We start from the raw sequence: 24,329 nt of genomic DNA, 5'->3' as shown, positions 1-24,329 counted from the left end.
GATGCTGAATTGGGCCCTAATGAGAGCAAAAAACAAGCAGTTGATGAGAATGCAAACAAAAGCCCCGGCACGGGCCGGGGCTTTGCATCAACACGGGAGCGCCATGGCGACGCCGACCCTTATACCGCTTGCTGCAGGATCACCGCATCGGCCTTCTTAGTGTAGGAGGCGATCTCGTTGAAGTTGAGGTAGCGATAGGTGTCGGCCGCAGTGGCGTCCAGGGTCTTGGCGTACTGCAGGTACTCGGCCACCGTCGGGATCTTGCCGATGATGGCGGCAACCGCAGCCAGCTCGGCAGAGGCCAGATAGACGTTGGCACCCTTGCCCAGACGGTTCGGGAAGTTGCGGGTGGAAGTGGAGACCACGGAGGCCCCTTCCGCTACCCGCGCCTGGTTGCCCATGCACAGGGAGCAGCCCGGGATCTCGATGCGGGCACCAACCCGGCCGAAGATGCCGTAGTAGCCCTCTTCGGTCAGCTGATCCTTGTCCATCTTGGTGGGCGGGGCGATCCACATGCGGGTCGGCAGCTCGCCCTGATACTTCTCGAGCAGTTTGCCGGCGGCGCGGAAGTGGCCGATGTTGGTCATGCAGGAACCGATGAACACCTCGTCGATCTGGTCACCAGCCACGTCGCTCAGCAGGCGGGCATCGTCCGGATCGTTCGGCGCGCACAGGATCGGCTCCTTGATGGTGGCCAGATCGATCTCGATGATTTCGGCGTACTCGGCATCCTTGTCCGCTTCCATCAGCACCGGGTTGGCCAGCCACTCTTCCATCCCCTTGATGCGGCGGGTGATGGTGCGTACGTCGCCGTAGCCTTCGGACAGCATCCATTTCAGCATCACGATGTTGGACTTCAGATACTCGATGATCGGCTCTTTATCCAGCTTGATGGTGCAACCAGCGGCGGAACGCTCGGCGCTGGCGTCCGCCAGCTCGAACGCCTGCTCCACCTTCAGGGTCGGCAGACCTTCGATCTCGAGGATGCGGCCGGAGAAGATGTTCTTCTTGCCCGCTTTCTCGACGGTCAGCAGCCCTTTCTGGATGGCGGCGTAGGGGATGGCATGGACCAGGTCACGCAAGGTGATGCCCGGCTGCAGCTCGCCCTTGAAGCGCACCAGCACGGATTCCGGCATGTCCAGCGGCATCACGCCAGTGGCGGCGGCGAAGGCCACCAAACCAGAGCCCGCCGGGAAGGAGATGCCGATGGGGAAACGGGTGTGGGAGTCACCACCGGTACCCACGGTATCCGGCAGCAGCATGCGGTTCAGCCAGGAGTGGATGACGCCGTCGCCCGGACGCAGGGAGACACCGCCGCGGTTCATGATGAAGTCCGGCAGGGTGTGGTGGGTCTGTACATCGATGGGCTTGGGATAGGCCGCGGTGTGGCAGAAGGACTGCATGGTCAGATCGGCGGAGAAACCGAGGCAGGCCAGGTCTTTGAGCTCGTCGCGGGTCATCGGGCCAGTGGTGTCCTGGGAGCCGACCGTGGTCATCTTGGGCTCGCAGTAGGTGCCGGGGCGAATGCCCTGCACGCCGCATGCCTTGCCCACCATCTTCTGGGCCAGGGTGAAGCCTTTGCCGGTATCGGCCACCGGCTGCGGGCGACGGAACACGGTGGAGAACGGCAGACCCAGCGCTTCGCGGGCCTTGTCGGTCAGGCCGCGACCGATGATCAGCGGAATACGGCCACCGGCGCGCACTTCGTCGATCAGCACGTCGGTTTTCAGTTCAAACTGCGCCAGCACCTGGTCGGTGCCGTGCTTGCAGATCTTGCCGGCAAACGGGTAGATGTCGATCACATCGCCCATCTCCAGCTTGGAGACGTCCACTTCGATGGGCAGAGCGCCGGCATCTTCCATGGTGTTGAAGAAGATCGGGGCAATCTTGCCGCCGAGGCAGACACCGCCGGCGCGCTTGTTCGGCACGTGCGGAATGTCGTCGCCCATGAACCAGAGCACCGAGTTGGTGGCGGATTTGCGGGAAGAACCGGTACCGACCACGTCACCCACGTAAGCCAGCGGGAAACCTTTCTCTTTCAGCGCATCGATGGTCTTGATCGGGCCGATGACGCCATCCTTGTCCGGGGTGATGCCGGGACGGGCGTTCTTCAGCATGGCCAGCGCGTGCAGCGGAATGTCCGGGCGGGACCAGGCGTCCGGCGCCGGCGACAGATCGTCGGTGTTGGTTTCGCCGGTTACCTTGAACACGGTGACGGTGATCTTCTCGGCCAGTTCAGGGCGGGAGAGGAACCACTCGGCGTCGGCCCAGGATTGCATCACCTGCTTGGCGTGGGCATTGCCCGCCTTGGCCTTCTCTTCCACGTCGTGGAAGGAGTCGAACATCAGCAGGGTATGGGAGAGGCCCTTGGCGGCAAGAGGAGCCAGGGTCGCGTGGTCCAGCAAGTCGATCAGCGGCTGAATGTTGTAACCACCCTGCATGGTGCCCAGCAGCTCGACGGCTTCGGCAGCGCTCAGGATGGGAGAGTGGGCTTCGCCCTTGGCGACGGCGGTGAGGAAGCCGGCTTTGACATAGGCCGCTTCATCAACACCAGGGGGAATACGGGAGGACAACAGCTCTTTCAGAAAGTCTTGTTCGCCAGCGGGCGGGTTCTTGAGCAGCTCAACCAGGGCGGCGACCTGCTCTGCGTCCAGAGGTTTGGCAACCACGCCTTCGGCGGCACGTTCTGCGACGTGTTTACGGTATGTTTCAAGCACGACTAATTCCTCTTTGGTCTTTTTTTGGGGTTCGCCCACGCTCGCGGCGATCGTCCTTGCGGGACACCCGTAGGGTGCCCCCCACTATATAAGTTTTAACGACTAATTAAAATCCAAAGCCTGTACAGATATTCATCAAAACAACATAACCATCTAAAGTTGCTGGTGTTTTACAAACAGATAAATGGCACACCAGAAATAAGTTAACAAAAAGGCATCATTTGGCCGTTATTCGAATGTGCTGCCCAATTGCAGATAGAACATGTCGTTGCCCCCCTCCGCCATGCCGTAGCCGAGGAAGATGGGGCCGAGGAAGCTCTCCACCCCCACGTAGACGGAGCCGGCAGTGAAGGAGCTCTCCATGCTGATGTCTTCCCCCTTGTCCCACACCCCGCCCTGCTCGAGGGAGCCGCCCAGATAGAGCGGCGCCCGCAGCGCACCGAAGTCGTTGTCCGCCACCCGGTAGATGTAGCGCAGCCCGCCAAACAGGCTGTAGCGGCCGCTCAGCTGATAGCGCTGGAAGCCGGACATGCGGAACAACCCGCCCAGATCCTGCACGAACAGCGGCAGCTCTTCCTGGGAGGTGGAGCCCCCGCCCTCCAGCAACAGGTTGAGGCTGTGCCTGTCCCAGGACCAGGGCTTGACCATCGCCAGGTGGTAGTTGAGCCCCTCATAGCGCTCGTTGAGCGTGTCGTTGTCATCCAGCCGGACGGAGGAGTACCCCCCCTTGATGTCCCAGTAGGCGCCCTGATAGGGGAAGTAGCGGCTGTCGAGGGTATCGTGCTCGAAGCGGACATAGGGGCCCCAGGAGGAGGCATCCACCTTGGCATCCGCCACGTTGCGCACGTCGATGTCGCCCACCTTCCCCTCCAGCCCGAGCGAGAGGCGGCTCCAGGGCTGGCGATTCCAGCCCACCGCCAGATCGACGTTGGTGAAGTTGTACTCGGAGTCGACATAGCTCACCTCATTCGCCGCCCGCGTCTCCTCGGGGATGAAGATACGACGCTGGGTCTTGTCGTAGGCCAGGCTCGCCTCGCCGAAAAAGGTCTGGGAGGGCTCCAGCGGGGTGTAGAAGTCGGTCTTGAAGTGCTTGGCGGTACCGAGTGATGCCTCGGTCAGCCACTCGGCCCCCCAGTCGTTGACGTTGGTGAGGGTGTAGGACATGCCCACGTTGTAGTTGGAGCTGCTCTCGAAGTCATCGGAGAAGCCAAACTGGAAGTTGAGGTAGCCCGGCCCCCAGTTCTTCTCGCTGGCGTTGACCACCAGCACGTTCTCGCCGCCCCGCTCCTCCACCTCGTAGGTGATGCGATCGAACGACTCCAGCGCATAGAGCCGGCGAATGCCCGCCTCCAGGCTCTCGTTGGTCTGGATCTTGTCGGGCCGCACCTTCAGCATGGCGCGCACCGTCTCGTCGGAGAGACGGGACTTGTTGATGATCTCCACCTTGTCGATGTAGTAGGCGGGCTGGCCGCTGCGCTCGGCGCGCCGGCTCAGCTTCTGGTTGCGATAGGCGGCATAGGCGGCAGGCGAGAGGGAGAGCGCATCGAGCTGGGCCGAGGCGCGGTTGGCCACCTGCTCCCCGAGCTTGATCCCCTCCGGCATCAGGGCGAAGTCGGCGATGCCCATGTTGCCGAACTCAGGCGTCAGCAATACATCCCTGGGCCCCATCAGCGCCTTCTGTTTCTCGGTGCCGACCTGGGTCATGTAGGTGGTGAGCTGATCGATCATGGCCAGCCCCGACTTCAAGGACTCGCGGGTGCGCAGCTTGGCGCTGATGTCCACCGCGATCACCACGTCGGCCCCCATCGCCTTGGCCACGTCCACCGGCATGTTGTTGACGGTGCCGCCATCGGCCAGGATGTGACCCTCCCACTCCACCGGCTTGAGGGCGCCGGGAATGGACATGGACGCCTGCATCGCCTTGGCGAGGCTGCCGTGGTCCAGCACGAAGGGGGTCACCGTCTCCATGTCGGTGGCCATGGCGCGGTAGGGAATGGGCAGATCGTCGAAGCTCTTCTGCACCGGCAGGTTGGAGGTGGCGTGGCGCAGCAGGCTGGCCATGGACTGGCCCTGGAAGAAGCCGTCGGGGAACTGGACCGAGTCGCCATTGACGCCGATGTCGGTACGCAGCTGATACTGCTCGCTCTGCTGCTTCTTGCGCAGGGAGAGCTCGTCACGCCCCACCTTGTCCTGATAGCCCTTGTTCCAGTCGATGGCCAGGGTGATGCGCTCCACCTCTTCAGCGCTGAGCCCCATGGCGTACATGCCCGCCACGTAGGAACCCATGCTGGTGCCCACTATGATGTCGACCGGGATGCGCTTCTCTTCCAGCACCTTGAGGATGCCGATGTGGGCCGCCCCCTTGGCGCCGCCGCCGCTGAGCACCAGGGCAATTTTGGGCCGCTCGGACTGGGCCGCCGCCATCAGCGGCAGACAGGCCAGCAATATCAGGAACAGGGGGTTCCATCCTCGACGAAAGATGCGCATATGATTTTCCATTGAATCCAGGGCGAGCCAGCTAGGCAGTGAAGCCTACTATAAGGGGCGGCCGGCGAACCGCAACAATTGGCAGGGGATATCGGCACGCATTGCGACGCTGGCCGCCCATGCGGCGATGTGAGCGCAAACGTAATCCGTCAATAAAGTGGGTCGGCCTATCAAGGGTGACGCCGGGCTGCCGCTAATATGTCCTCAATCCCGTGTTCACACACCCGAGTCACTCCTATGCTTGCAAGCCTGACACTCAAACAGAAAATCCTGGCCACGGTCACCCTGGCCGTGGTGCTCTCCTGCCTGCTGGTAGGCTACTTCAGCCAGCGCTCGGCGCAGCAGCTGATCGAAAGCCGCATGTTCGAGCAGGAGCTGCCCAACCTGACCCAGCGCATCGGCAAGGAGATCGAGAAGGATCTCACCTCGGTCGCCGGCGCCGCCAGACAGCTGGCCAACGATCGCTTCGTGCTGGACTGGGTGGCCCGCGGCATGCCCAAGGAGCAGGAGTCGATCCTGATCGACCAGCTCAAGGACATGGCAGCCCAGTACGGGCTGGTCACCGCCTCTTTCGCCGATCGCCAGAGCGCTGCCTACTACAACCAGGATGGCTTCCTGCGCAACCTCACCCCGGAGCAGGATGCCTGGTTCTACGGCTACACCAAGAGCCAGCAAGACCTGATGCTCAGCATCTTTCGCGAGAGCAACGGCGAGGTGAAGCTGTTCGTCAACTTCCAGCAGCTCAATGGCCGCGGCCTCGCCGGCCTCGCCAAGTCCCTCGACAGCATGGTCAGCATGCTCGCCAACTTCCGCATCGGCGACAGCGGCTTCGTGTTCATGACCGACGGCAGCGGCAAGGTGAAACTGCACCCAGACGCCAGCCGCATCGACCGTGACAGCCTGACCCAGCTGGCAAGCGGCAGCGGCAACCTGCTGAACAAGCAGCCCTTTGCCGCCACCCACGCCGAGATCGACGGTCAGCCGGTGGTGCTGGCCAGCAGCTATATCCCGCTGCTCGACTGGTATCTGGTGGCTCAGGTGCCGGAAGCGGAGATCTATGCCGAGCTGGACCGGGCCCGCCTGCATATCCTGCTGGTGAGCCTGGCCATCGCCGCCGGCATGGGGCTGCTCGGCATGCTGCTGGCCGGCTCGGTCAGCCGCCCGCTCAACCAGCTGGCCCGCCTGTTCCGCGAACTCGGCAGCGGTGACGGCGATCTGACCCAGCGTCTCAAGGTGGAGGGGCGGGATGAACTGGCCCAGGTGGCCACCGGCTTCAACAACTTCGTCGCCAAGATCCACGGCTCCATCGAGCAGGTGGCGAGCAACTCCCGCCAGCTCGCCGCCACCGCCAACGAAGTGGCCGCCAAGGCCCAGCTGACCCAGCACAACTGTACCGCCCAGCGCGATCGCACCGTGCAGGTGGCCACCGCCATCCACGAGATGGGCGCCACCGTGAGCGAAATCGCCGGCAATGCCTCGCTGGCGGCCGATGTGGCCAAGCAGGCCAACGAACAGGCCGACGCCGGCGCCCTGGTGGTCGCCCAGGCCCGTCACGGCATCGTCGGCCTCTCCGGCGAGATTGAACAGGTGGCCGGGGTCATCGAGTCGCTGGCCAGCCAGACCGACTCCATCGGTAGCATCCTCGACACCATCCGCAGCATCTCGGAGCAGACCAACCTGCTGGCGCTCAACGCCGCCATCGAGGCCGCCCGCGCCGGGGAGCAAGGGCGTGGCTTCGCGGTGGTGGCCGACGAGGTGCGCAATCTCGCCAGCCGCTCCGCCGCCTCCACCGCCGAGATCCAGGGCATGATCAACCGGCTGCAGGAACAGAGCGCCCGCGCCGTCAGCGCCATGGCCCAGGGCCGCAACCAGAGTCTGGAAGTGGTGACCCAGGCCGACGAGGCCAACGGCGCCCTCGGCCAGATCACCGCCCACATCACCCAGATCAGCGACATGATCATCCAGGTCGCCACCGCCACCGAGGAGCAGTCGAGCGTGGTGGGTGAGATCAACCGCAACGTGGAAGACATCAACCAGCTCACCATGGAGACCGCCGACATCGCCCACCAGCTGACCGAGTCGAGCCGCAGCCTGCAGCACCTCTCCGGCGAACTGGACAAGCTGGTCGGCAACTTCCGGCTCTAAGACTTCTGACATCATAAGGGGCGCTATGGCGCCCCTTTTTGTTGGTCGTTTGTTAACAAAAACTCAAGTTGGCGCCAAATCCGTCGATTTATACTCTGATAATTCACATCGTCATGATCAGCGAGGAAAACCCATGCTAGAAGGTAAACTGACGCTCAAATTGCAGCTGATCCTGGCTGTCACCGTGCCCTGTCTCGCCCTGCTGCTGGTGGGCGGTGCCAGCCTCAAGAGCATGGGCACCATCCAGCAACAATCCACCGAGCTTTACCAGAACACCGCCACCCCCATGCGCGCCATGGCGGAGGTGGTCTCGCGCATTCCCCGCATGCGGGTCGGCATCGACATGATGCTGCTGCAGGATACCTCTCTCAAGGATGCGAAGGGGGTGATCACCAGGGTCAAGGAGAGCCGGGAGGAGGACATTCCCGAGATGCGTCAGGCCATGCAACAGGCCGTCACCGCCCAGACCGACCCCGCCGCCAAAGCCAATGCCCAGCAGCTGCTCAGCCAGTTCGAGGGAATGGCGAGCAACGAGCTGGCTCCCATGTTGCAGGCGCTGGAACAGGGGGATATGGAAGCGGCAAGGGGCATCTATCGGGATCGCTATACCGTCACCTACGGCACCATGCGCAAGGATGCCAACGCCCTGCTCGACGGCCTGATCCAGCAGGCCCAGCAGCGCCATCAGCTCGGTGAACAGAGCTATGCCAGCGGGCGGCTGCAGATGATCAGCATCATCACCGGCGCCATCCTCATCTCGCTGCTGGTCTCAGTACTCATCCTGATGAACCTCAAGCGCCGGGTCGGCTTCCTGCAGCAGTACATCGGCTATGCCGCCGAACACCTGGCGCTGGATTCCCGTGCCCAGCTGAACGGCAATGACGAGCTGGCGGAGATCACGGTGAGCTTCAATCACTTCGTCAGCAAGATCCACAGCGCCATCGAGCAGGTGGCCCGCAACTCCCACCAACTGGCCGCCACGGCCGACGAGGTGGCCGCCAAAGCCCAGCTGACCCAGCAGAACTGTACCGCCCAGCGCGATCGCACCGTGCAGGTGGCCACCGCCATCCACCAGATGGGTGCCACCGTCACCGAGATCGCCGGCAACGCCTCCCTCGCCGCAGAAGTGGCGAGACAGGCCAACGAGCAGGCGGATGCGGGTGCCGGCGTGGTCGCCCAGGCGCGCCACGGCATCGTCGGTCTCTCCGACGAGATTGCACAGGTCGCCGGGGTGATCGAGTCACTGGCGACCCAGACCGACTCCATCGGCAGCATTCTGGAAACCATCCGCAGCATCTCGGAGCAGACCAACCTGCTGGCACTCAACGCCGCCATCGAGGCGGCCCGCGCCGGTGAGCAGGGTCGCGGCTTCGCCGTGGTGGCCGACGAAGTGCGCAACCTCGCCAACCGCTCCGCCGCCTCCACCGCCGAGATCCAGGGCATGATCAACCGGTTGCAGGAGCAGAGTGCCCGCGCCGTCAGTGCCATGACCCAGGGCCGCAGCCAGAGCTTGGCCGTCGTGACCCAGGCCGACGAGGCCAACGGCGCGCTCGGCCAGATCACCGCCCACATCACCCAGATCAACGACATGAACATCCAGGTCGCCACCGCCACCGAAGAGCAGTCGAGCGTGGTGGGCGAACTCAACCGCAACGTGGAAGACATCAACCAGCTCACCATGGAGACCGCCGACATTGCCCACCAGCTGACCGATGCCAGTCGCGGCCTGCAGCAGCTCTCCGGCGAGCTGGACAAGCTGGTCGGCCACTTCCGCCTGTAGCCTTTGGCTGCCTCGACACAACTTGTCAGAGGGCGCTGCGGCGCCCTCTGTCGCCACCACGGCAGGCCGTGACGCAGGGGCTTTGCGCCGCCGCCACCCGCCTCTGAAAATGCCCCATAATCAGGAAAATGAGAGGAGGTGTTATGGGCAAGCTGGTAGTGATGATCTTGCTGAGCGGTCTGCTCAGCGCCTGCAGCAGCGGGCCGGTGCGGGTGCACGGCGCCGACGTGAGCGTGGACGATACCCGGATCCGGGTCAGCGACGGGGATCGGGGGGGCTACGGTACCTTCTGTCCACCTGGGCAGGCCAAGAAAGGGCGCTGCTAAACCGCCAGCAGACGCTGAAAAACAAAAAGCCGCTCGATTGAGCGGCTTTTTTACAGGCAGAAGCGAATTACTTCTTCTTCTTGGCCTTGGCGTTCGGCAGGTCGGTGATGGAGCCTTCGAACACTTCGGCTGCCAGGCCCACGGACTCGTGCAGAGTCGGGTGAGCGTGGATGGTCAGCGCGATGTCTTCGGCATCCGCACCCATCTCGATGGCCAGACCGATTTCACCCAGCAGTTCACCGCCGTTGGTACCCACGATGGCACCACCGATGACGCGGCCGCTCTCCTTGTCGAAGATCAGCTTGGTCATGCCGTCGGAGCAGTCGGACGCGATGGCGCGACCGGAAGCCGCCCACGGGAAGGTGGCGACTTCGAAGTTCAGCCCTTGTTGCTTGGCTTCCTTCTCGGTCAGACCAACCCAGGCCATCTCTGGCTCGGTGTAGGCGATGGACGGGATCACTTTCGGGTCGAAGTAGTGCTTCTTGCCGGCGATGACTTCGGCAGCCACGTGGCCTTCGTGCACACCCTTGTGAGCCAGCATCGGCTGACCCACGATGTCACCGATGGCGTGGATGTGAGCCACGTTGGTACGCAGCTGCTTGTCCACTTCGATGAAACCGCGCTCGGTCACGGCAACGCCGGCCTTCTCGGCATCCAGCATCTTGCCGTTCGGCACACGACCTACGGCAACCAGCACGTTGTCGTAACGAACCGGCTCGGCCGGGGCGTGCTTGCCTTCGTAGGAGACGTACAGGCCGTCTTCACGGGCTTCAACTGCGGTGACCTTGGTCTCCAGCATGATGTTGAACTTCTTGGCCACGCGCTTGGTGTAGATCTTGACGATGTCTTTGTCGGCAGCCGGTACCAGCTGGTCGGCAAATTCCACCACGTCGATCTCGGAACCCAGGGAGGAGTACACGGTACCCATCTCCAGGCCGATGATGCCACCACCGATAACCAGCAGCTTGCCAGGAACGGTAGTCAGCTCCAGCGCATCGGTAGAGTCCCATACGCGCGGGTCGTCATGCGGGATGAACGGCAGCTTCACCGGACGGGAACCGGCAGCGATGATGGCGTTGTCGAAGGTCACGGTGGTCTTGCCGTCGGCACCTTCTACTTCCAAGGTGTTCGGGCCGGTAAACTTACCGAAGCCGTTAACAACCTGTACTTTACGCATCTTGGCCATGCCAGCCAGACCGCCGGTCAGCTGGTTGATGACTTTCTCTTTCCACAGACGGATCTTGTCGATGTCGGTCTGCGGGGCACCGAAGACGATGCCGTGCTCGGCCAGCGCCTTGGCTTCTTCAATGACTTTGGCGACGTGCAGCAGCGCCTTGGACGGGATGCAACCCACGTTCAGACAGACGCCACCCAGGGTGGAGTAACGCTCGACGATAATAGTATCCAGACCCAGATCGGCTGCACGGAAGGCAGCGGAATAACCGGCAGGGCCAGCACCCAGTACTACGACCTGGGTTTTGATTTCTTTACTCATCATGACCTCTTTGTCGTTCTTATATCCCCGGACAGCGCAGTCTTAAACCAGAACGAGGCGGCTGCAGCCGTGAAAAAAACGGGGCAAGTTTACAATCCTGTTAACGAAATGAGAAGTAAAAAGGGCAGGCTCTGGGCCCGCCCTCTCACTTACAGGACCAGTCGACGGATGTCGGACAGTACGCCGTTCATGGTGGTGATGAAGCGGGCTCCATCGGCACCATCGATGACGCGGTGGTCGTAGCTCAGGGCCAGCGGCAGCATCAGGCGCGGTGCGAACTCTTTGCCGTTCCACTTCGGCTTCATCTCGGACTTGGAGACACCGAGGATGGCCACTTCCGGCGCGTTGACGATCGGGGTAAAGCTGGTACCGCCGATGCCACCCAGGCTGGAGATGGTGAAGCAACCGCCCTGCATGTCGGCAGCGGTCAGCTTGCCGGCACGGGCCTTCTTGGAGATCTCGGCCAGATCGCGAGACAGCTCCATGATGCCCTTCTTGTTGACGTCGCGCACCACGGGCACAACCAGGCCGTTGGGGGTATCCACCGCCACACCGATGTGGATGTACTTCTTCATGATCAGCTTGCTGCCATCTTCGGACAGGGAGCTGCAGAAGCGCGGATGGGCTTCCAGCGCCTTGGCAGCGGCTTTCAGGATGAACACCAGCGGGGTGATCTTCACGTCAGCCTTCTGCTTCTCGAGCATCGCGTTCTGCTCTTTGCGGAACGCTTCCAGCTCGGTGGTATCAGCTTCGTCGAACTGGGTGACATGGGGGATCATGACCCAGTTGCGGTGCAGGTTCGGACCGGAGATCTTCTGGATCCGGGTCAGATCGACCTCTTCCACATCACCGAACTTGCTGAAATCGACCTTCGGCCACGCCAGCACACTCATGCCGTTGCCATTGCCAGTGCCTTGACCTGCAGCCGGAGCGGACTCGGCGCGCTTGACCGCATCCTTCACGTAGGCTTGCACGTCTTCTTTGACAATGCGGCCCTTGCGACCGGAGGCTTTCACCTTGGCCAGGTTGACACCGAACTCACGAGCCAGACGGCGCACGGCCGGAGAGGCGTGTACGTAGGCATCGTTGGCAACGAAGTCGGAGGCGGCAGCAGCCTGGGCAACCGGAGCCGGAGCAGCGGCAACAGGGGCAGCGGCGACCGGGGCGGCAACCTGAGCAACCGGGGCAGCTGCGGCGGCCGGAGCGGCACCAGCCACTTCGAATACCATGATCAGGGAACCGGTGGAGACCTTGTCACCCGCCTTCACCTTGATCTCTTTGACCACACCGGCGAACGGCGCAGGCACTTCCATGGAGGCCTTGTCACCTTCCACGGCGATCAGGGACTGGTCGGCTTCAACCTTGTCACCCACGGCGACCATGATCTCGGTGACTTCGACTTCGTCGCCACCGATATCCGGTACATTGACCTCTTTGGCAGCGGCGGCAACCGGGGCAGCAGCCACGGGAGCGGCAGCCTGGGCCGGTGCAGCAGCAACGGCAGGAGCGGCGCCAGCCACTTCAAAGACCATCACCAGGGAACCGGTAGAGACCTTGGCGCCAGCGGCGACCTTGATCTCGACCACACGGCCCGCGAACGGTGCCGGTACTTCCATGGAGGCCTTGTCACCTTCCACGGCGATGATGGACTGGTCGGCTTCAACCATGTCGCCCACGGCAACCATGATCTCGGTCACGTCCACTTCGTCGTCACCGATGTCCGGCACGTGCACGTCTTTGCGAGCGGCAGCAGCAGGGGCGGCGACCGGTGCGGCTGCAACCGGGGCAGCGGCCTGGACCGGCGCAGGTGCGGCAGCACCTTCGGCTTCGAAGATCATGATCTGGGAACCGGTGGCAACCTTGTCACCCACCTTGATCAGGATCTCTTTGACGATACCGGCGGACGGGGCCGGTACTTCCATGGAGGCCTTGTCGCCTTCTACCGCGATGATGGACTGATCGAGTTCGACCTTGTCACCCACGGCCACCATGATCTCGGTGACTTCAACTTCATCGGCGCCGATATCCGGCACCATAATCTGTTTGGACATTGTGCTTTATCCTCTTGCGTGCATCCGCGTGACCGACTGCTGTCACGCGTCTCTCGCGTTAACCTTTGCAAGGCCGTGCCGGGCAGCGAGTCCCGGCACGACACTTGATCCTCTTACGCGTACAGCGGGTTGACCTTGTCGGCATCGATGCCGTACTTGGCGATGGCGTCAGCCACAACCTGCTTGTCTACCTCGCCGCGCTTGGCCAGTTCGGTCAGGGCAGCAACCACCACGTAGAATTCGTTCACTTCGAAGTGACGACGCAGGTTGGCACGGCTGTCGGAACGGCCGTAACCGTCGGTACCCAGCACGCGGTAGTTCTCGGTCGGTACGAAGGCACGCACCTGATCGGCGAAGGACTTCATGTAGTCGGTCGCGGCGATGGTGGCTTCGGAACCCAGTACCTGAGCGATGTACGGTACGCGAGCATCGGCGTTCGGGTGCAGCATGTTCCAGCGATCCGCGTCCTGACCGTCACGAGCCAGCTCGTTGAAGGAAGTGACGCTGAACACGTCGGAGCCGATGCCGTACTCGCTGGCCAGGATCTGGGCGGCGGTGCGCACGTGACCCAGGATGGAGCCACAACCCAGCAGCTGTACCTTGGCCTTGGTGCCGGCCACGGTTTCCAGCTTGTAGATACCCTTGCGGATGCCTTCCTCGGCGCCTTCCGGCATGGCCGGCATGGCGTAGTTCTCGTTCAGGGTGGTGATGTAGTAGAAGACGTTCTCCGGCTTCTCACCGTACATGCGACGCAGACCATCCTGTACGATCACCGCTACTTCATAGGCGTAGGACGGGTCGTAGGAGACGCAGTTCGGGATGGTGTTGGCCAGGATGTGGCTGTGACCATCTTCGTGCTGCAGACCTTCGCCGTTCAGGGTAGTACGACCGGAGGTCGCACCCAGCAGGAAGCCACGGGCTTGCTGGTCACCGGCTGCCCACGCCATGTCGCCGATCCGCTGGAAGCCGAACATGGAGTAGTAGATGTAGAACGGGATCATCGGGCAATCGTTGGTGCTGTAAGAGGTCGCAGCAGCCAGCCAGGAGGACATGGCGCCCAGCTCGTTGATGCCGTCTTGCAGAACCTGACCCTGCTTGTCTTCCTTGTAGTAGGAGACGATGTCGCGGTCTTGCGGGGTGTACTGCTGACCGTGCGGGCTGTAGATACCGATCTGGCGGAACAGACCTTCCATACCGAAGGTACGGGCTTCGTCAGCCAGGATCGGGACGATGCGCTTGCCGATGGACTTGTCTTTCAGCATCACGTTCAGGGAACGCACGAACGCCATGGTGGTGGAGATTTCGCGCGCCTGCTCACCCAGCAGCGGACCGAAAGCATCCAGCGCCGGGATTTCCAGCTTGGTGGTGCTCTCACGCAGACGGGTCGGTACATAGCCCTTCAGCGCGGCACGGCGGGCGTGCAGGTACTTGTGCTCTTCGGTACCCTCTTCGATCTTCAGGTACGGCAGGGTTTCCAACTGCTCGTCGGTGACCGGCAGGTTGAAACGATCGCGCAGGTGACGCACGGAGCCCAGATCCATCTTCTTGACCTGGTGCGCGATGTTCTTGCCTTCGGCCGCTTCACCCATGCCGTAACCCTTGATGGTCTTGGCCAGGATCACGGTCGGCTTGCCCTTGGTCGCTGCAGCCTTGGAGAAGGCGGCGAACAGTTTGCGAGGATCGTGACCACCGCGGTTCAGGGCGAAGATCTCCTCGTCGGTCATGTCTTTGACCAGCGCGGCGGTTTCCGGGTAACGGTTGAAGAAGTGCTCGCGCACGTAGCCGCCATCGCGGGACTTCATGGTCTGGTAGTCACCGTCCACGGTCTCGTTCATCAGCTGGATCAGCTTGCCGGACGTGTCTTTCTTCAGCAGCTCATCCCACTTGCGACCCCAGATCACCTTGGTGACATCCCAGCCGGCGCCGGAGAACAGGCCTTCCAGCTCGTTGATGACCTTGCCGTTGCCGACAACCGGACCATCCAGACGCTGCAGGTTGCAGTTGACCACGAACACCAGGTTGTCGAGCTTTTCACGCACGGCAACGGTCAGGGCGCCCTTGGCTTCCGGCTCGTCCATCTCGCCGTCACCCAGGAAGGCGTAAACAGTCTGCTCGGAGCAATCCTTGATGCCACGGTCGGTCAGGTACTTCAGGAAGCGAGCCTGATAGATGGCGGCGATGGGGCCCAGACCCATGGAGACGGTCGGGAACTGCCAGAAGTCCGGCATCAATTTCGGGTGCGGGTAGGAAGGGATACCCTTGCCATCCACTTCCTGACGGAAGTTGTCCAGCTGCTCTTCGGTCAGACGACCTTCGGCGAAGGCACGGGCATAGATGCCCGGGGAGATGTGACCCTGGAAGTAGACCAGGTCGCCACCGTCCTTCTCGCTGCGAGCGCGGAAGAAGTGGTTGTAGCAGACTTCGTAGATGGTCGCGGAAGAAGCGAAGGAAGACATGTGACCACCCAGGTCCAGGTCTTTCTTGGAAGCGCGCAACACGATCATCATGGCGTTCCAGCGGATGATGGCGCGAATGCGGCGCTCCATCTCCAGGTCGCCCGGGTAGTCCGGCTCTTCGCTGGACGGGATGGTGTTGATGTAATCGCGGTTTGCCTTGGCAGCCACGTCAACACCGCTTGCGCGGGCTTTCTCGGCCAACTGTTCAAGGATGAACTGAGCGCGTTGGGGACCCTCTTCACGCAGCAGGGATTCCAGAGAGGCAAGCCACTCCAGCGTTTCTATCGGGTCCACATCGTTCTTCAGGATATCAGACATGGCTGGTTCCTATTTTGTTGTGATTGCACGGCATTGCACGGCGAAGGGCGCAAGCATTCGACAATAAAGCCTTGTGGGATTAGTTTTCCTGCTGACGGATCCGACGCATGGATCGCTGGATCCGGCTGTCTTCCCTCTGCATATCCAACAAGGTGTCCTCGATAAAGGCCAGGTGCTCATGACAAGCTGCCCTGGCCCGCTCCGGAGCCCCCGACAGGATAGCCTCGATCAGATGCGCGCGATGGCGACGGATCTTGGCGACCACTCCCGGACGGCGATTCAGAATTTCGTTATTGCGTAAAATGTTCTGCTCAAGCATCGGGCCCATGGCCCGCAGCAGATGCAGCAGCACCACGTTGTGGGACGCCTCGGCCACCGCCAGATAGAACTGGGTGACGGCAGCAGATTCGCTGACCAGCGAGCCCTGCTGGCCGGCCTCCTCGATGGCGGACTGCACCTGACGGATGCGCTCGAAATCGGCGTCCGTACCCCGTAACGCAGCATAGTAGGCGCAGATGCCTTCCAGTGCGTGGCGAAACTCCAGCAGGTCATACTGGGCTTCCGGGTGGGTGCTGAGCAGCTCGAACAGGGGATCGGCGATCCCTTTGCTCAAGGCGTTTTGTACGTAAGTGCCGCCGCCCTGACGACGATACAAGAGTCCTCTTGCCTCGAGGCGCTGGATGGCTTCGCGCAGCGAGGGGCGCGACACCTGAAACTGGATGGCCAGTTCCCGCTCGGGCGGCAACTTCTGGCCCGGCTGCAAACTGCCTTCCAGAATCATCTGTTCCAGCTCGGCGACAATGGCGTCGGCCAACTTGGGTTGAGTAATCTTGAGATAGGGCATGAGGCTGCTTTGTTAAATTGGTATTACCAATTTCATGAATGGGGCGAAAATTAGCAGAGGGCATGGGAAAAGTCCACCCAAAAGATGATCTGAATCAAGAATCAACCTTGCCACTTAAGGGGTAAAGAGAGGGATTTATGATTTAGCTCATAGAAATTGGTCAGACCAATATTTTTGACATCGCTCACAGGCAACATTTGATCAACAGCCAACAAAAATGGCCTGCTATAAAGGCAAGCCATTGTTTTAAAAACACAAACTTATTTTTGGAATAATTACTTAAAGTTGAGCGCCTGACGGTAGCGAAGCCATTCGAAACTGTCACCCGGATCAGTCTTGCGCCCCGGTGCTATGTCGCAATGGCCGACGATACGATCCGCCGTAATGGCGGGATAATGGCTGGACAAGGTTCGGCTGAGCCCGACCAATGCCTCGTATTGTGCATCCGTGTAGGGCTGCACATCGGTCCCTTCCAGCTCGATCCCGATGGAAAAGTCGTTGCACGCCTCTCGCCCCTGCCAGCTCGATATTCCCGCATGCCAGGCTCTGGCACCAAACGGCACATACTGCACCAGCTCACCGTCGCGCCGGATCAGGCAATGTGCCGAGACCCGCAGCTGATGGATACCGGCAAAATAGGGGTGAGCGTCGGGATCGAGCCGCCCAAGGAAAAGATCATCGATGAAGGGACCGCCAAACTCGCCAGGCGGCAGGCTGATGCCATGCACCACCAGCAGGGAGATATCGCTCGGGGTGGCCCGCTCGTTGTGGTGCGGTGACGGCACCTTGCGGGCTTGCTCACACCAACCGTCTGAATCAATGGAAAAAACTATTTTAGGCTGAGTCATTGTCTACTCGCTCTGCAATGGGATGGCGCATCTGGCAACACTGGACGGGCAACAAGGCGATCCACCTCTCAGGCTCATCGCAGTCACCTCATGACAGCGGGCAACTGTGATAGGCTGGGCCATCTTCCGCTGACTCAGGAAAGGATATGCACCCGATGGCACGCCGCTTCTGGTTGCTGGCCTGGCTCTCCCTGATGGGATTGCTGACCCTCTATTTTCATGCCCGCGAACAACCGTCGGTGACCGCCAGCGGCGACCTGCTGCTCAAGGCCGATGCCAGCGGCCACTATCGTCTGGAGGGTGCCATCAACGGTCAGCCGGTGCAACTGCTGCTCGATACCGGTGCGACCCGCATTACCGTGCCACAACAGGTCGCCGAGCGGCTTGGCCTGACCGCCCGCGGCAGCAGCCAGGTCAATACGGCAGCCGGCTTTATCCGGGTCGGCAACGGCACCATCGAAACGCTGGCGATGGGACCACTGACCTTGTACGATCTGGCCATCTTCATCAATCCGGCAGCGGCTGGCGACGAGGTGCTGGTAGGCATGAACGCCCTCGGCCGGCTGGAGCTGGTTCAAAAGGAGCGGCAGTTGCTGCTCAGACCTTTGCAGGAATAAAAGGCATGCTACAACAGGACATCCGCCGCGCCGTGCGCGCCGCACTACTCGAAGACTTGGGCGATGCCCTCACCCCGTTGGATCAACCGGATGCAGGTGCCGACATCACGGCCCAGCTGATCCCGGCGGATCGCCTCGCCAGCGCCAGGGTCATCACCCGCGAGGCTGGCGTATTTTGCGGCCAGCCCTGGGTCGATGAGGTGTTTGTCCAGCTTGGTGGCGAAGTCAGAGTTGAATGGCTGGTACAAGATGGCGAAATGCTCTCCCCCAATCAGGAGCTGTTTCGCCTGCACGGCCCGGCCCGTGTGTTGCTGACCGGTGAGCGCAATGCCCTCAACTTCGTGCAGACCCTCTCCGGAGTGGCCTCTCTTACCGCTCGCTACGTGGCCGAGCTGGCAGATACCGATTGTCGGCTGCTCGATACCCGCAAGACCCTGCCGGGACTGCGCAGCGCCCAGAAGTACGCAGTCACCTGCGGCGGCGGCAAGAACCACAGGATCGGCCTGTTCGACGCTTACCTCATCAAGGAGAACCACATTCTCGCCTGTGGCGGCATCGCTGAAGCAATCAACGAAGCCCGCCGTCTCAACCCGGGTAAACCGGTAGAGGTAGAAGTCGAATCCCTGGTCGAGCTGGAGCAGGCCTTGGCTGCCAGCGCCGACATAGTGATGCTGGATAACTTCGACATTCCCATGATGCGCGAGGCAGTTGCCCTCAATCAGAGCCGGGCCAAGCTGGAAGTATCTGGCAATGTCACGCTGGATACCCTGGCGGACTATGCCGCCACCGGCGTCGATTTTATCTCAGTCGGCGCCCTGACCAAGCATGTCCGCGCCCTGGATCTCTCCATGCGATTCATCTAGCCGCAGAGGCATCATCATGCCCCCGTCTTGTCGCTGACATATAACAAGATGAAGGACTTGCAAAAGGCGCCACGGGCGCCTTTTCTTTAAGGCAGGATCCCTCGGCAAAGGAGTGTGAGATGGACCCATCCCCGCCAGTAAAAAAGAGTCGATAGGGACTCTTCATCCATGATTTATATCAAAATTTTCGCAAATGACAGAAAGATTGTTAACAAAGACCCCGGCCTCTGTTGCCAAGTCAAACAGCTCGGATAAGATACTGACGTGTGGATAGTTTTCCACCGGCACTTCCCAGGAACCAAGGACAAAAAGGATATTTGAAATGAAGAAACAATCAGGCTTTACCCTTATCGAATTGATGATCGTGGTCGCGATCGTCGCCATCTTGGCCGCCATCGCGCTGCCGGCGTATCAGACCTATACCAAAAGGGCTAAATTCTCAGAAGTGATCGCCGCTGTTGGCCCAGCTAAAACAGCAGTTGAAGTCTGCGTACAAGGCTATACAGGCTCCAGTCTCGCATCCGATTGTGCCGCTGCGGGCAATGCCGCTGTTAGTGGTGCCTTCAATACGGCTATTGTGAATACAGTTGGAGTTAGCACTACAACATTAGCCATCACAGGTACAGGACAGTCAGCTGTTTTCGGTCAAGCAACTACCTATGTTCTCGCGGTATCAGGCGGTGTCGTTCCCTCTGCAGGTTCCAATATAATCTGGCAAATATCTGGTTCTTGCAGAACTGATGGTCTTTGCTAACGCATGACCTCTAGCCCCAATAGCGGCCTGGCATTAAGCCTGGCCGCCTCTTCCCTACTCAGTGAGTCCGACTCACAACGCTACCTGAGTCAAGCCAAGGCCCAGCGTAAACCTTTTGTGACCTTTCTGATCGAAAACGAAATCCTCGACAGCAAGGCACTGGCTGACTTCTGCGAGCTGGAGTATGGGGTACCTCTGCTGGATCTTGCCGCCTTCGACCTGGCCGAGATCCCGCAGAAATACCTCAATCAGAAGCTGATTGAAAAACATCACGTCCTACCCATCTATACCCAGGGCCACACCCTCTATATCGCCATGTCAGACCCGACCAATGTGTCTGCACTGGAGGATTTTGGCTTCAGCTTCGGGTTGCATACCGAGGCGCTGCTGGTCGAGGAAAACAAGCTCACCACGGCCATCGGCAAGCTGATGGAGAGCGATCAGGATGCCCTCGGCATGGAGGACATCGACGAGTCCGAGATTTCCGAGCTGGAAGTGTCAGATGAGGGATCGCGACTCGACGAGAGCGTCAATACGGCCGACGACGACGCACCCATCGTCAAATACATCAACAAAATCATGATGGATGCCATCAAGCGCGGAGCCTCCGACCTTCACTTCGAACCCTATGAGACCAAATATCGCATCCGCTTTCGGATAGACGGGATCCTGCATGAAATAGCGACTCCGCCAGTCAATCTGGCCAACCGCTTCTCGGCTCGCCTCAAGGTGATGGCACGGCTCGACATCGCCGAGCGGCGACTACCCCAAGATGGTCGCATCAAACTCAAGCTGTCGCGCAACAAGTCGATGGATATGCGGGTCAATACCCTGCCCACCATGTGGGGCGAAAAGATCGTTATCCGTCTGCTCGACTCCTCCGCCGCACGCCTCAATATCGAGCAGCTCGGTTTCGACGATCGCCAGAAGGCGCAATATCTGCGAGCCCTCTCGAAGCCGCAAGGCATGATCCTGGTGACCGGCCCTACCGGTTCGGGCAAGACGGTTTCACTCTATACCGGCCTCAATATTCTCAATACCACCGAGGTCAATATCTCCACCGCCGAAGATCCGGTGGAGATCAACCTGCCCGGTGTCAACCAGGTGCAGGTCAATCCCAAGGCAGGACTGACCTTCGCGAGCGCCCTGCGCTCTTTCTTGCGCCAAGACCCCGATGTGGTCATGGTGGGGGAAATCCGGGATCTGGAAACCGCCGAAATTGCCATCAAGGCCGCCCAAACCGGCCACCTGGTGCTATCCACCCTGCACACCAACTCGGCGGCAGAAACGCTGACCCGGATGATGAACATGGGGGTGCCCGCCTTCAATATCGCCTCCTCGGTCACCCTGATCATGGCTCAGCGGCTGGCGCGCAAACTGTGCGATCACTGCAAAGCTCCCGAAGTGGTGCCAGAGGCTGAGCTGCTTGAGCTGGGTTTTACCCAGCAGCAGCTGGCCGCAGGCTTGCGGCTGTTCAAACCGGTTGGCTGCAAAGAGTGTTCAGGTGGGTACAAGGGCCGGGTCGGCATCTACGAAATCATGCTAATGTCTGAAAACATCGCAAAATTGATCATGCAAGGGGCCAACTCTCTGCAAATTGCCGCCATTGCCCAGAAGGAAGGGATGCGTACCTTGCGCACCTCCGGCCTTGAGAAGGCCCGCCTGGGGGTGACCAGTCTGGCGGAGATAAACCGGGTAACAACCAACTGACAGAGTCTTTCGCTCAGCCGATTCATCCAGGTGCCGCCGGCCCTGGCGATTTCCATCAGGCCGAGGCTGCTTCTCCTCATGACGAGCAACTCGAGCCCCATTGCAGGACGCAGTGATGGCAACGCTAACCCAGAAACAGAATGCCCCCAAGAAAGTCTTCGCCTTTCGCTGGAGCGGGGTAAATCGCAAGGGCCAGAAGGTCTCCGGCGAATTGCAGGCCGACAGCATCAACACGGTCAAGGCAGAGCTGCGCAAACAGGGTGTCAACGTCACCAAGGTGAGCAAGAAGAGCCAGGGGCTCTTCTCCAAGGGCGGCGCCAAGATCAAGCCAATGGACATCGCCGTCGTCTCCCGCCAGATCACGACTATGCTGTCAGCCGGCGTACCTCTGGTCCAGAGCCTGCAGATCATCGCTCGCAGCCACGAGAAGGCGGCCATGCGCGAGCTCATGGGCCAAATTGCCGCCGATGTGGAGACCGGCACCCCCATGTCCGAGGCACTGCGCCGTCATCCCCGCCACTTTGACGATCTTTATTGCGATCTGGTGGAGGCTGGCGAGCAATCCGGCGCGCTGGAGACCATCTACGATCGCATCGCCACCTATCGCGAGAAATCGGAAGCCCTCAAGTCCAAGATCAAGAAAGCCATGTTCTACCCCACCATGGTTATCCTGGTGGCCATTGTCGTCACTTCCATCCTGCTGTTGTTTGTCATTCCCCAGTTCGAGGACATCTTCAAGAGCTTTGGTGCCGAGCTGCCCATCTTCACCCAGTTCGTCATCGGCATCTCCCGTTTCATGCAGAACTGGTGGTATGTGATCTTTGGCGGCATAGCGCTCGCCATCTTTCTCTACGTGCGCGCCTGGCGCTCCTCTCAGAAGGTCAAGGACAACACCGACAAGTTCATATTGACCATCCCGGTGGTTGGCATGATATTGCACAAGGCCGCCATGGCCCGTTTCGCCCGTACCCTCTCCACGACCTTCTCCGCCGGTATTCCACTGGTGGATGCCTTGGTCTCTGCGGCAGGCGCCTCTGGCAACTATGTCTATCGCACTGCCGTCATGGCCATTCGTAACGAGGTGGTGGCCGGCATGCAGATCAACGTGGCCATGCGCACCGTCGATCTGTTCCCGGACATGGTGATCCAGATGGTGATGATCGGCGAGGAGTCTGGCGCCATCGATGATATGCTCTCCAAGGTCGCCACCATCTTCGAGCAGGAAGTGGACGATCTGGTCGACGGCCTCACCAGCCTGCTGGAGCCTCTCATCATGGTGGTGCTGGGGGTGCTGGTCGGCGGCATGGTGGTCGCCATGTATCTGCCCATCTTCAAACTGGGATCGGTGATCCACTGATCCCCCATCAATCCGAGACTCAATGTTGCTGATCACTGACGTTTTTCACAGCCTGCCCTGGCTCTATTTCTCGCTGGTATTCCTCTTTTCTCTGATGATCGGCAGTTTTCTCAACGTGGTCATCCATCGCCTGCCCATCATGCTGGAGCGGGAGTGGCAGGCCGAATATCTCGGCTATTTCAATCCGGAAACACAGCCGCAGCAGGAAGATCGTTACAACCTGATGGTGCCGCGTTCAGCCTGCCCTCATTGCGGCCACGCCATCACGGCCATGGAGAACATCCCCCTGCTCAGCTGGCTCTGGCTCAAGGGTCGCTGCCGTGAATGCCAGGCACCCATATCGGCCCGTTATCCTCTGGTGGAATTGCTGACGGCCCTGCTCTCGCTGGTCGTCGCAGCAACATTCCCACCGGGCTGGGCTTTGCTGGCCGCCCTGCTGCTCACCTGGGTACTGGTGGCGCTTACTTTCATCGATCTGGACAAAATGCTGCTGCCGGACCAGCTGACCCTGCCACTGTTGTGGGGCGGCCTGCTGTTCAACCTGGCAGGGGGATTTATACCGCTGGCCGATGCGGTGATCGGCGCCATGGCCGGCTATCTGGTGCTCTGGAGCCTCTACTGGGCCTTCAAGCTGCTGACCGGCAAGGAAGGGATGGGGTATGGCGACTTCAAGCTGCTGGCGGCGCTGGGCGCCTGGCTCGGCTGGCAGGCACTGCCCATCGTGTTGCTGCTCTCGTCGCTGGTTGGCGCTTTCATCGGGATTGGCCTCATTCTGCTGCGCAACCATCATCAGAACAAACCCATCCCCTTCGGCCCCTACTTGGCCATCGCCGGCTGGATCGCGCTGCTGTGGGGCGATACCATCACCCGCTGGTACCTCACGACGTTTCTCTGACCAAGGCAGCACTGACCCATGTATGTAGTCGCAATCACCGGCGGAATTGGCAGCGGCAAGACCACGGTTGCCAATCAGTTTGCAGAGCTGGGCATCGAAGTAGTGGATGCGGACGTCATCGCCCGCGAGGTCGTCGAGCCCGGTACCCCGGCCCTCGCCGCCATCGCCGCCCATTTTGGCTCAGAAGTCATCACCCCCGATGGCCAGCTCGATCGCCGTCGGCTGCGTGAGCGGGTTTTCACTGACCCGCAGGCCAAGGGCTGGCTCAACGCTCTGCTCCACCCCCTCATTCGCACCGAGATGCAGCGCCAGTGTGCGACCGCTCGCTCCCCCTATTGCTTGCTGGTAGTGCCCTTGCTGGTGGAAAACCGGCTCACTGCCCTGGCCAATCGGGTACTGGTGATCGACGTGGACGAAGCGACCCAGATTGAGCGTACCTGCCGCCGGGACGGTGTGAGCCGCGAGCAGGCCCAAGCCATCCTGGCCGCCCAGGCGAGCCGGACCGAACGGCTGGCGGCAGCCGACGATGTGCTGGACAACCAGAATGGCACGCCCGAGGCGATAAAGAGCCGAATTTTAGCGCTGCACGAGACATATCTGGCATTTGCCTCTCAACAAGCCCGCCAACTGTGAGTACACTAGGCCGGTTTATGGCTGGCCAGGATT

General features: G+C 60.8%; 17 protein-coding genes. 10 read left to right on the top strand and 7 right to left on the bottom strand.

Annotated elements, in window-relative coordinates; genetic code table 11:
- Positions 1-119: 119 nt before the first annotated feature.
- Both acnB and ACB032_RS09970 read right to left on the bottom strand, forming a co-directional pair.
- Positions 120-2,717, bottom strand: a complete 2,598-nt coding sequence (gene acnB, locus ACB032_RS09975; RefSeq protein ID WP_029302077.1) for a bifunctional aconitate hydratase 2/2-methylisocitrate dehydratase — start codon at positions 2,715-2,717, stop codon at positions 120-122.
- A 228-nt stretch (positions 2,718-2,945) separates the two neighbouring features.
- Complete coding sequence (locus ACB032_RS09970; protein ID WP_371137853.1) at positions 2,946-5,204, bottom strand: patatin-like phospholipase family protein; 2,259 nt, start codon at positions 5,202-5,204, stop codon at positions 2,946-2,948.
- Positions 5,205-5,441: 237 nt separating this feature from the next.
- On the opposite strand from ACB032_RS09970, the gene ACB032_RS09965 reads away from it, so the two are divergent.
- The 3 genes from ACB032_RS09965 to ACB032_RS09955 all read left to right on the top strand — a co-directional run bounded on the left by ACB032_RS09965 (position 5,442) and on the right by ACB032_RS09955 (position 9,455).
- Complete coding sequence (locus ACB032_RS09965) at positions 5,442-7,349, top strand: methyl-accepting chemotaxis protein (RefSeq protein ID WP_371137852.1); 1,908 nt, start codon at positions 5,442-5,444, stop codon at positions 7,347-7,349.
- A gap of 133 nt (positions 7,350-7,482) precedes the next feature.
- A complete protein-coding gene (locus tag ACB032_RS09960; protein WP_029304719.1) occupies positions 7,483-9,129 on the top strand; it encodes a methyl-accepting chemotaxis protein in 1,647 nt (548 codons plus the stop codon).
- Between the two features lie 143 nt (positions 9,130-9,272).
- Entirely contained in the window at positions 9,273-9,455 is a 183-nt protein-coding gene (locus ACB032_RS09955) for a hypothetical protein (protein WP_011707560.1), read from the top strand.
- 67 nt (positions 9,456-9,522) lie between these two features.
- Here the strand turns inward: ACB032_RS09955 and lpdA are convergent, their stop codons facing one another.
- The 5 genes from lpdA to ampD all read right to left on the bottom strand — a co-directional run bounded on the left by lpdA (position 9,523) and on the right by ampD (position 17,467).
- Positions 9,523-10,950: a dihydrolipoyl dehydrogenase gene (gene lpdA, locus ACB032_RS09950; protein WP_017409445.1), complete on the bottom strand. Its 1,428-nt coding sequence runs from the start codon at positions 10,948-10,950 to the stop codon at positions 9,523-9,525.
- A 149-nt stretch (positions 10,951-11,099) separates the two neighbouring features.
- Positions 11,100-13,001 carry a pyruvate dehydrogenase complex dihydrolipoyllysine-residue acetyltransferase gene (gene aceF, locus ACB032_RS09945; protein WP_371137851.1) on the bottom strand — a complete coding sequence of 634 codons (1,902 nt, stop codon included), beginning with the start codon at positions 12,999-13,001 and terminating at the stop codon, positions 11,100-11,102.
- Between the two features lie 113 nt (positions 13,002-13,114).
- Positions 13,115-15,775: a pyruvate dehydrogenase (acetyl-transferring), homodimeric type gene (gene aceE / locus ACB032_RS09940; RefSeq protein WP_011707563.1), complete on the bottom strand. Its 2,661-nt coding sequence runs from the start codon at positions 15,773-15,775 to the stop codon at positions 13,115-13,117.
- A gap of 79 nt (positions 15,776-15,854) precedes the next feature.
- Positions 15,855-16,619 carry a pyruvate dehydrogenase complex transcriptional repressor PdhR gene (gene pdhR, locus ACB032_RS09935; RefSeq protein ID WP_011707564.1) on the bottom strand — a complete coding sequence of 255 codons (765 nt, stop codon included), beginning with the start codon at positions 16,617-16,619 and terminating at the stop codon, positions 15,855-15,857.
- 275 nt (positions 16,620-16,894) lie between these two features.
- Positions 16,895-17,467: a 1,6-anhydro-N-acetylmuramyl-L-alanine amidase AmpD gene (ampD, locus tag ACB032_RS09930; protein ID WP_371137850.1), complete on the bottom strand. Its 573-nt coding sequence runs from the start codon at positions 17,465-17,467 to the stop codon at positions 16,895-16,897.
- 146 nt (positions 17,468-17,613) lie between these two features.
- Between ampD and ACB032_RS09925 the strand changes: the two genes are divergently transcribed.
- The 7 genes from ACB032_RS09925 (at position 17,614) to coaE (ending at position 24,296) form a co-directional block, all read left to right on the top strand.
- Entirely contained in the window at positions 17,614-18,084 is a 471-nt protein-coding gene (locus ACB032_RS09925) for a TIGR02281 family clan AA aspartic protease (RefSeq protein ID WP_024944772.1), read from the top strand.
- A gap of 5 nt (positions 18,085-18,089) precedes the next feature.
- Positions 18,090-18,947: a carboxylating nicotinate-nucleotide diphosphorylase gene (gene nadC / locus ACB032_RS09920; protein ID WP_371137849.1), complete on the top strand. Its 858-nt coding sequence runs from the start codon at positions 18,090-18,092 to the stop codon at positions 18,945-18,947.
- Positions 18,948-19,269: 322 nt separating this feature from the next.
- Positions 19,270-19,701: a prepilin-type N-terminal cleavage/methylation domain-containing protein gene (locus ACB032_RS09915; protein ID WP_324013619.1), complete on the top strand. Its 432-nt coding sequence runs from the start codon at positions 19,270-19,272 to the stop codon at positions 19,699-19,701.
- 3 nt (positions 19,702-19,704) lie between these two features.
- Positions 19,705-21,411 (top strand): PilB family type IVa pilus assembly ATPase TapB, encoded by a 1,707-nt coding sequence (tapB, locus tag ACB032_RS09910; protein ID WP_029302067.1) that lies wholly within the window; start codon positions 19,705-19,707, stop codon positions 21,409-21,411.
- Positions 21,412-21,526: 115 nt separating this feature from the next.
- Positions 21,527-22,768, top strand: a complete 1,242-nt coding sequence (locus ACB032_RS09905) for a type II secretion system F family protein (protein ID WP_252476355.1) — start codon at positions 21,527-21,529, stop codon at positions 22,766-22,768.
- A 22-nt stretch (positions 22,769-22,790) separates the two neighbouring features.
- Positions 22,791-23,663, top strand: a complete 873-nt coding sequence (locus tag ACB032_RS09900) for an A24 family peptidase (protein ID WP_206818893.1) — start codon at positions 22,791-22,793, stop codon at positions 23,661-23,663.
- Between the two features lie 18 nt (positions 23,664-23,681).
- Positions 23,682-24,296, top strand: a complete 615-nt coding sequence (gene coaE, locus ACB032_RS09895) for a dephospho-CoA kinase (protein WP_371137848.1) — start codon at positions 23,682-23,684, stop codon at positions 24,294-24,296.
- Positions 24,297-24,329 lie beyond the last annotated feature (33 nt).

The organism is Aeromonas sp. S5(2024) (assembly GCF_041403025.1).
Lineage (GTDB): Bacteria > Pseudomonadota > Gammaproteobacteria > Enterobacterales > Aeromonadaceae > Aeromonas > Aeromonas hydrophila.
The sequence above is the reverse complement of the archived record's forward strand: the minus strand, read 5'-3'. Positions and strand labels throughout refer to the sequence as shown.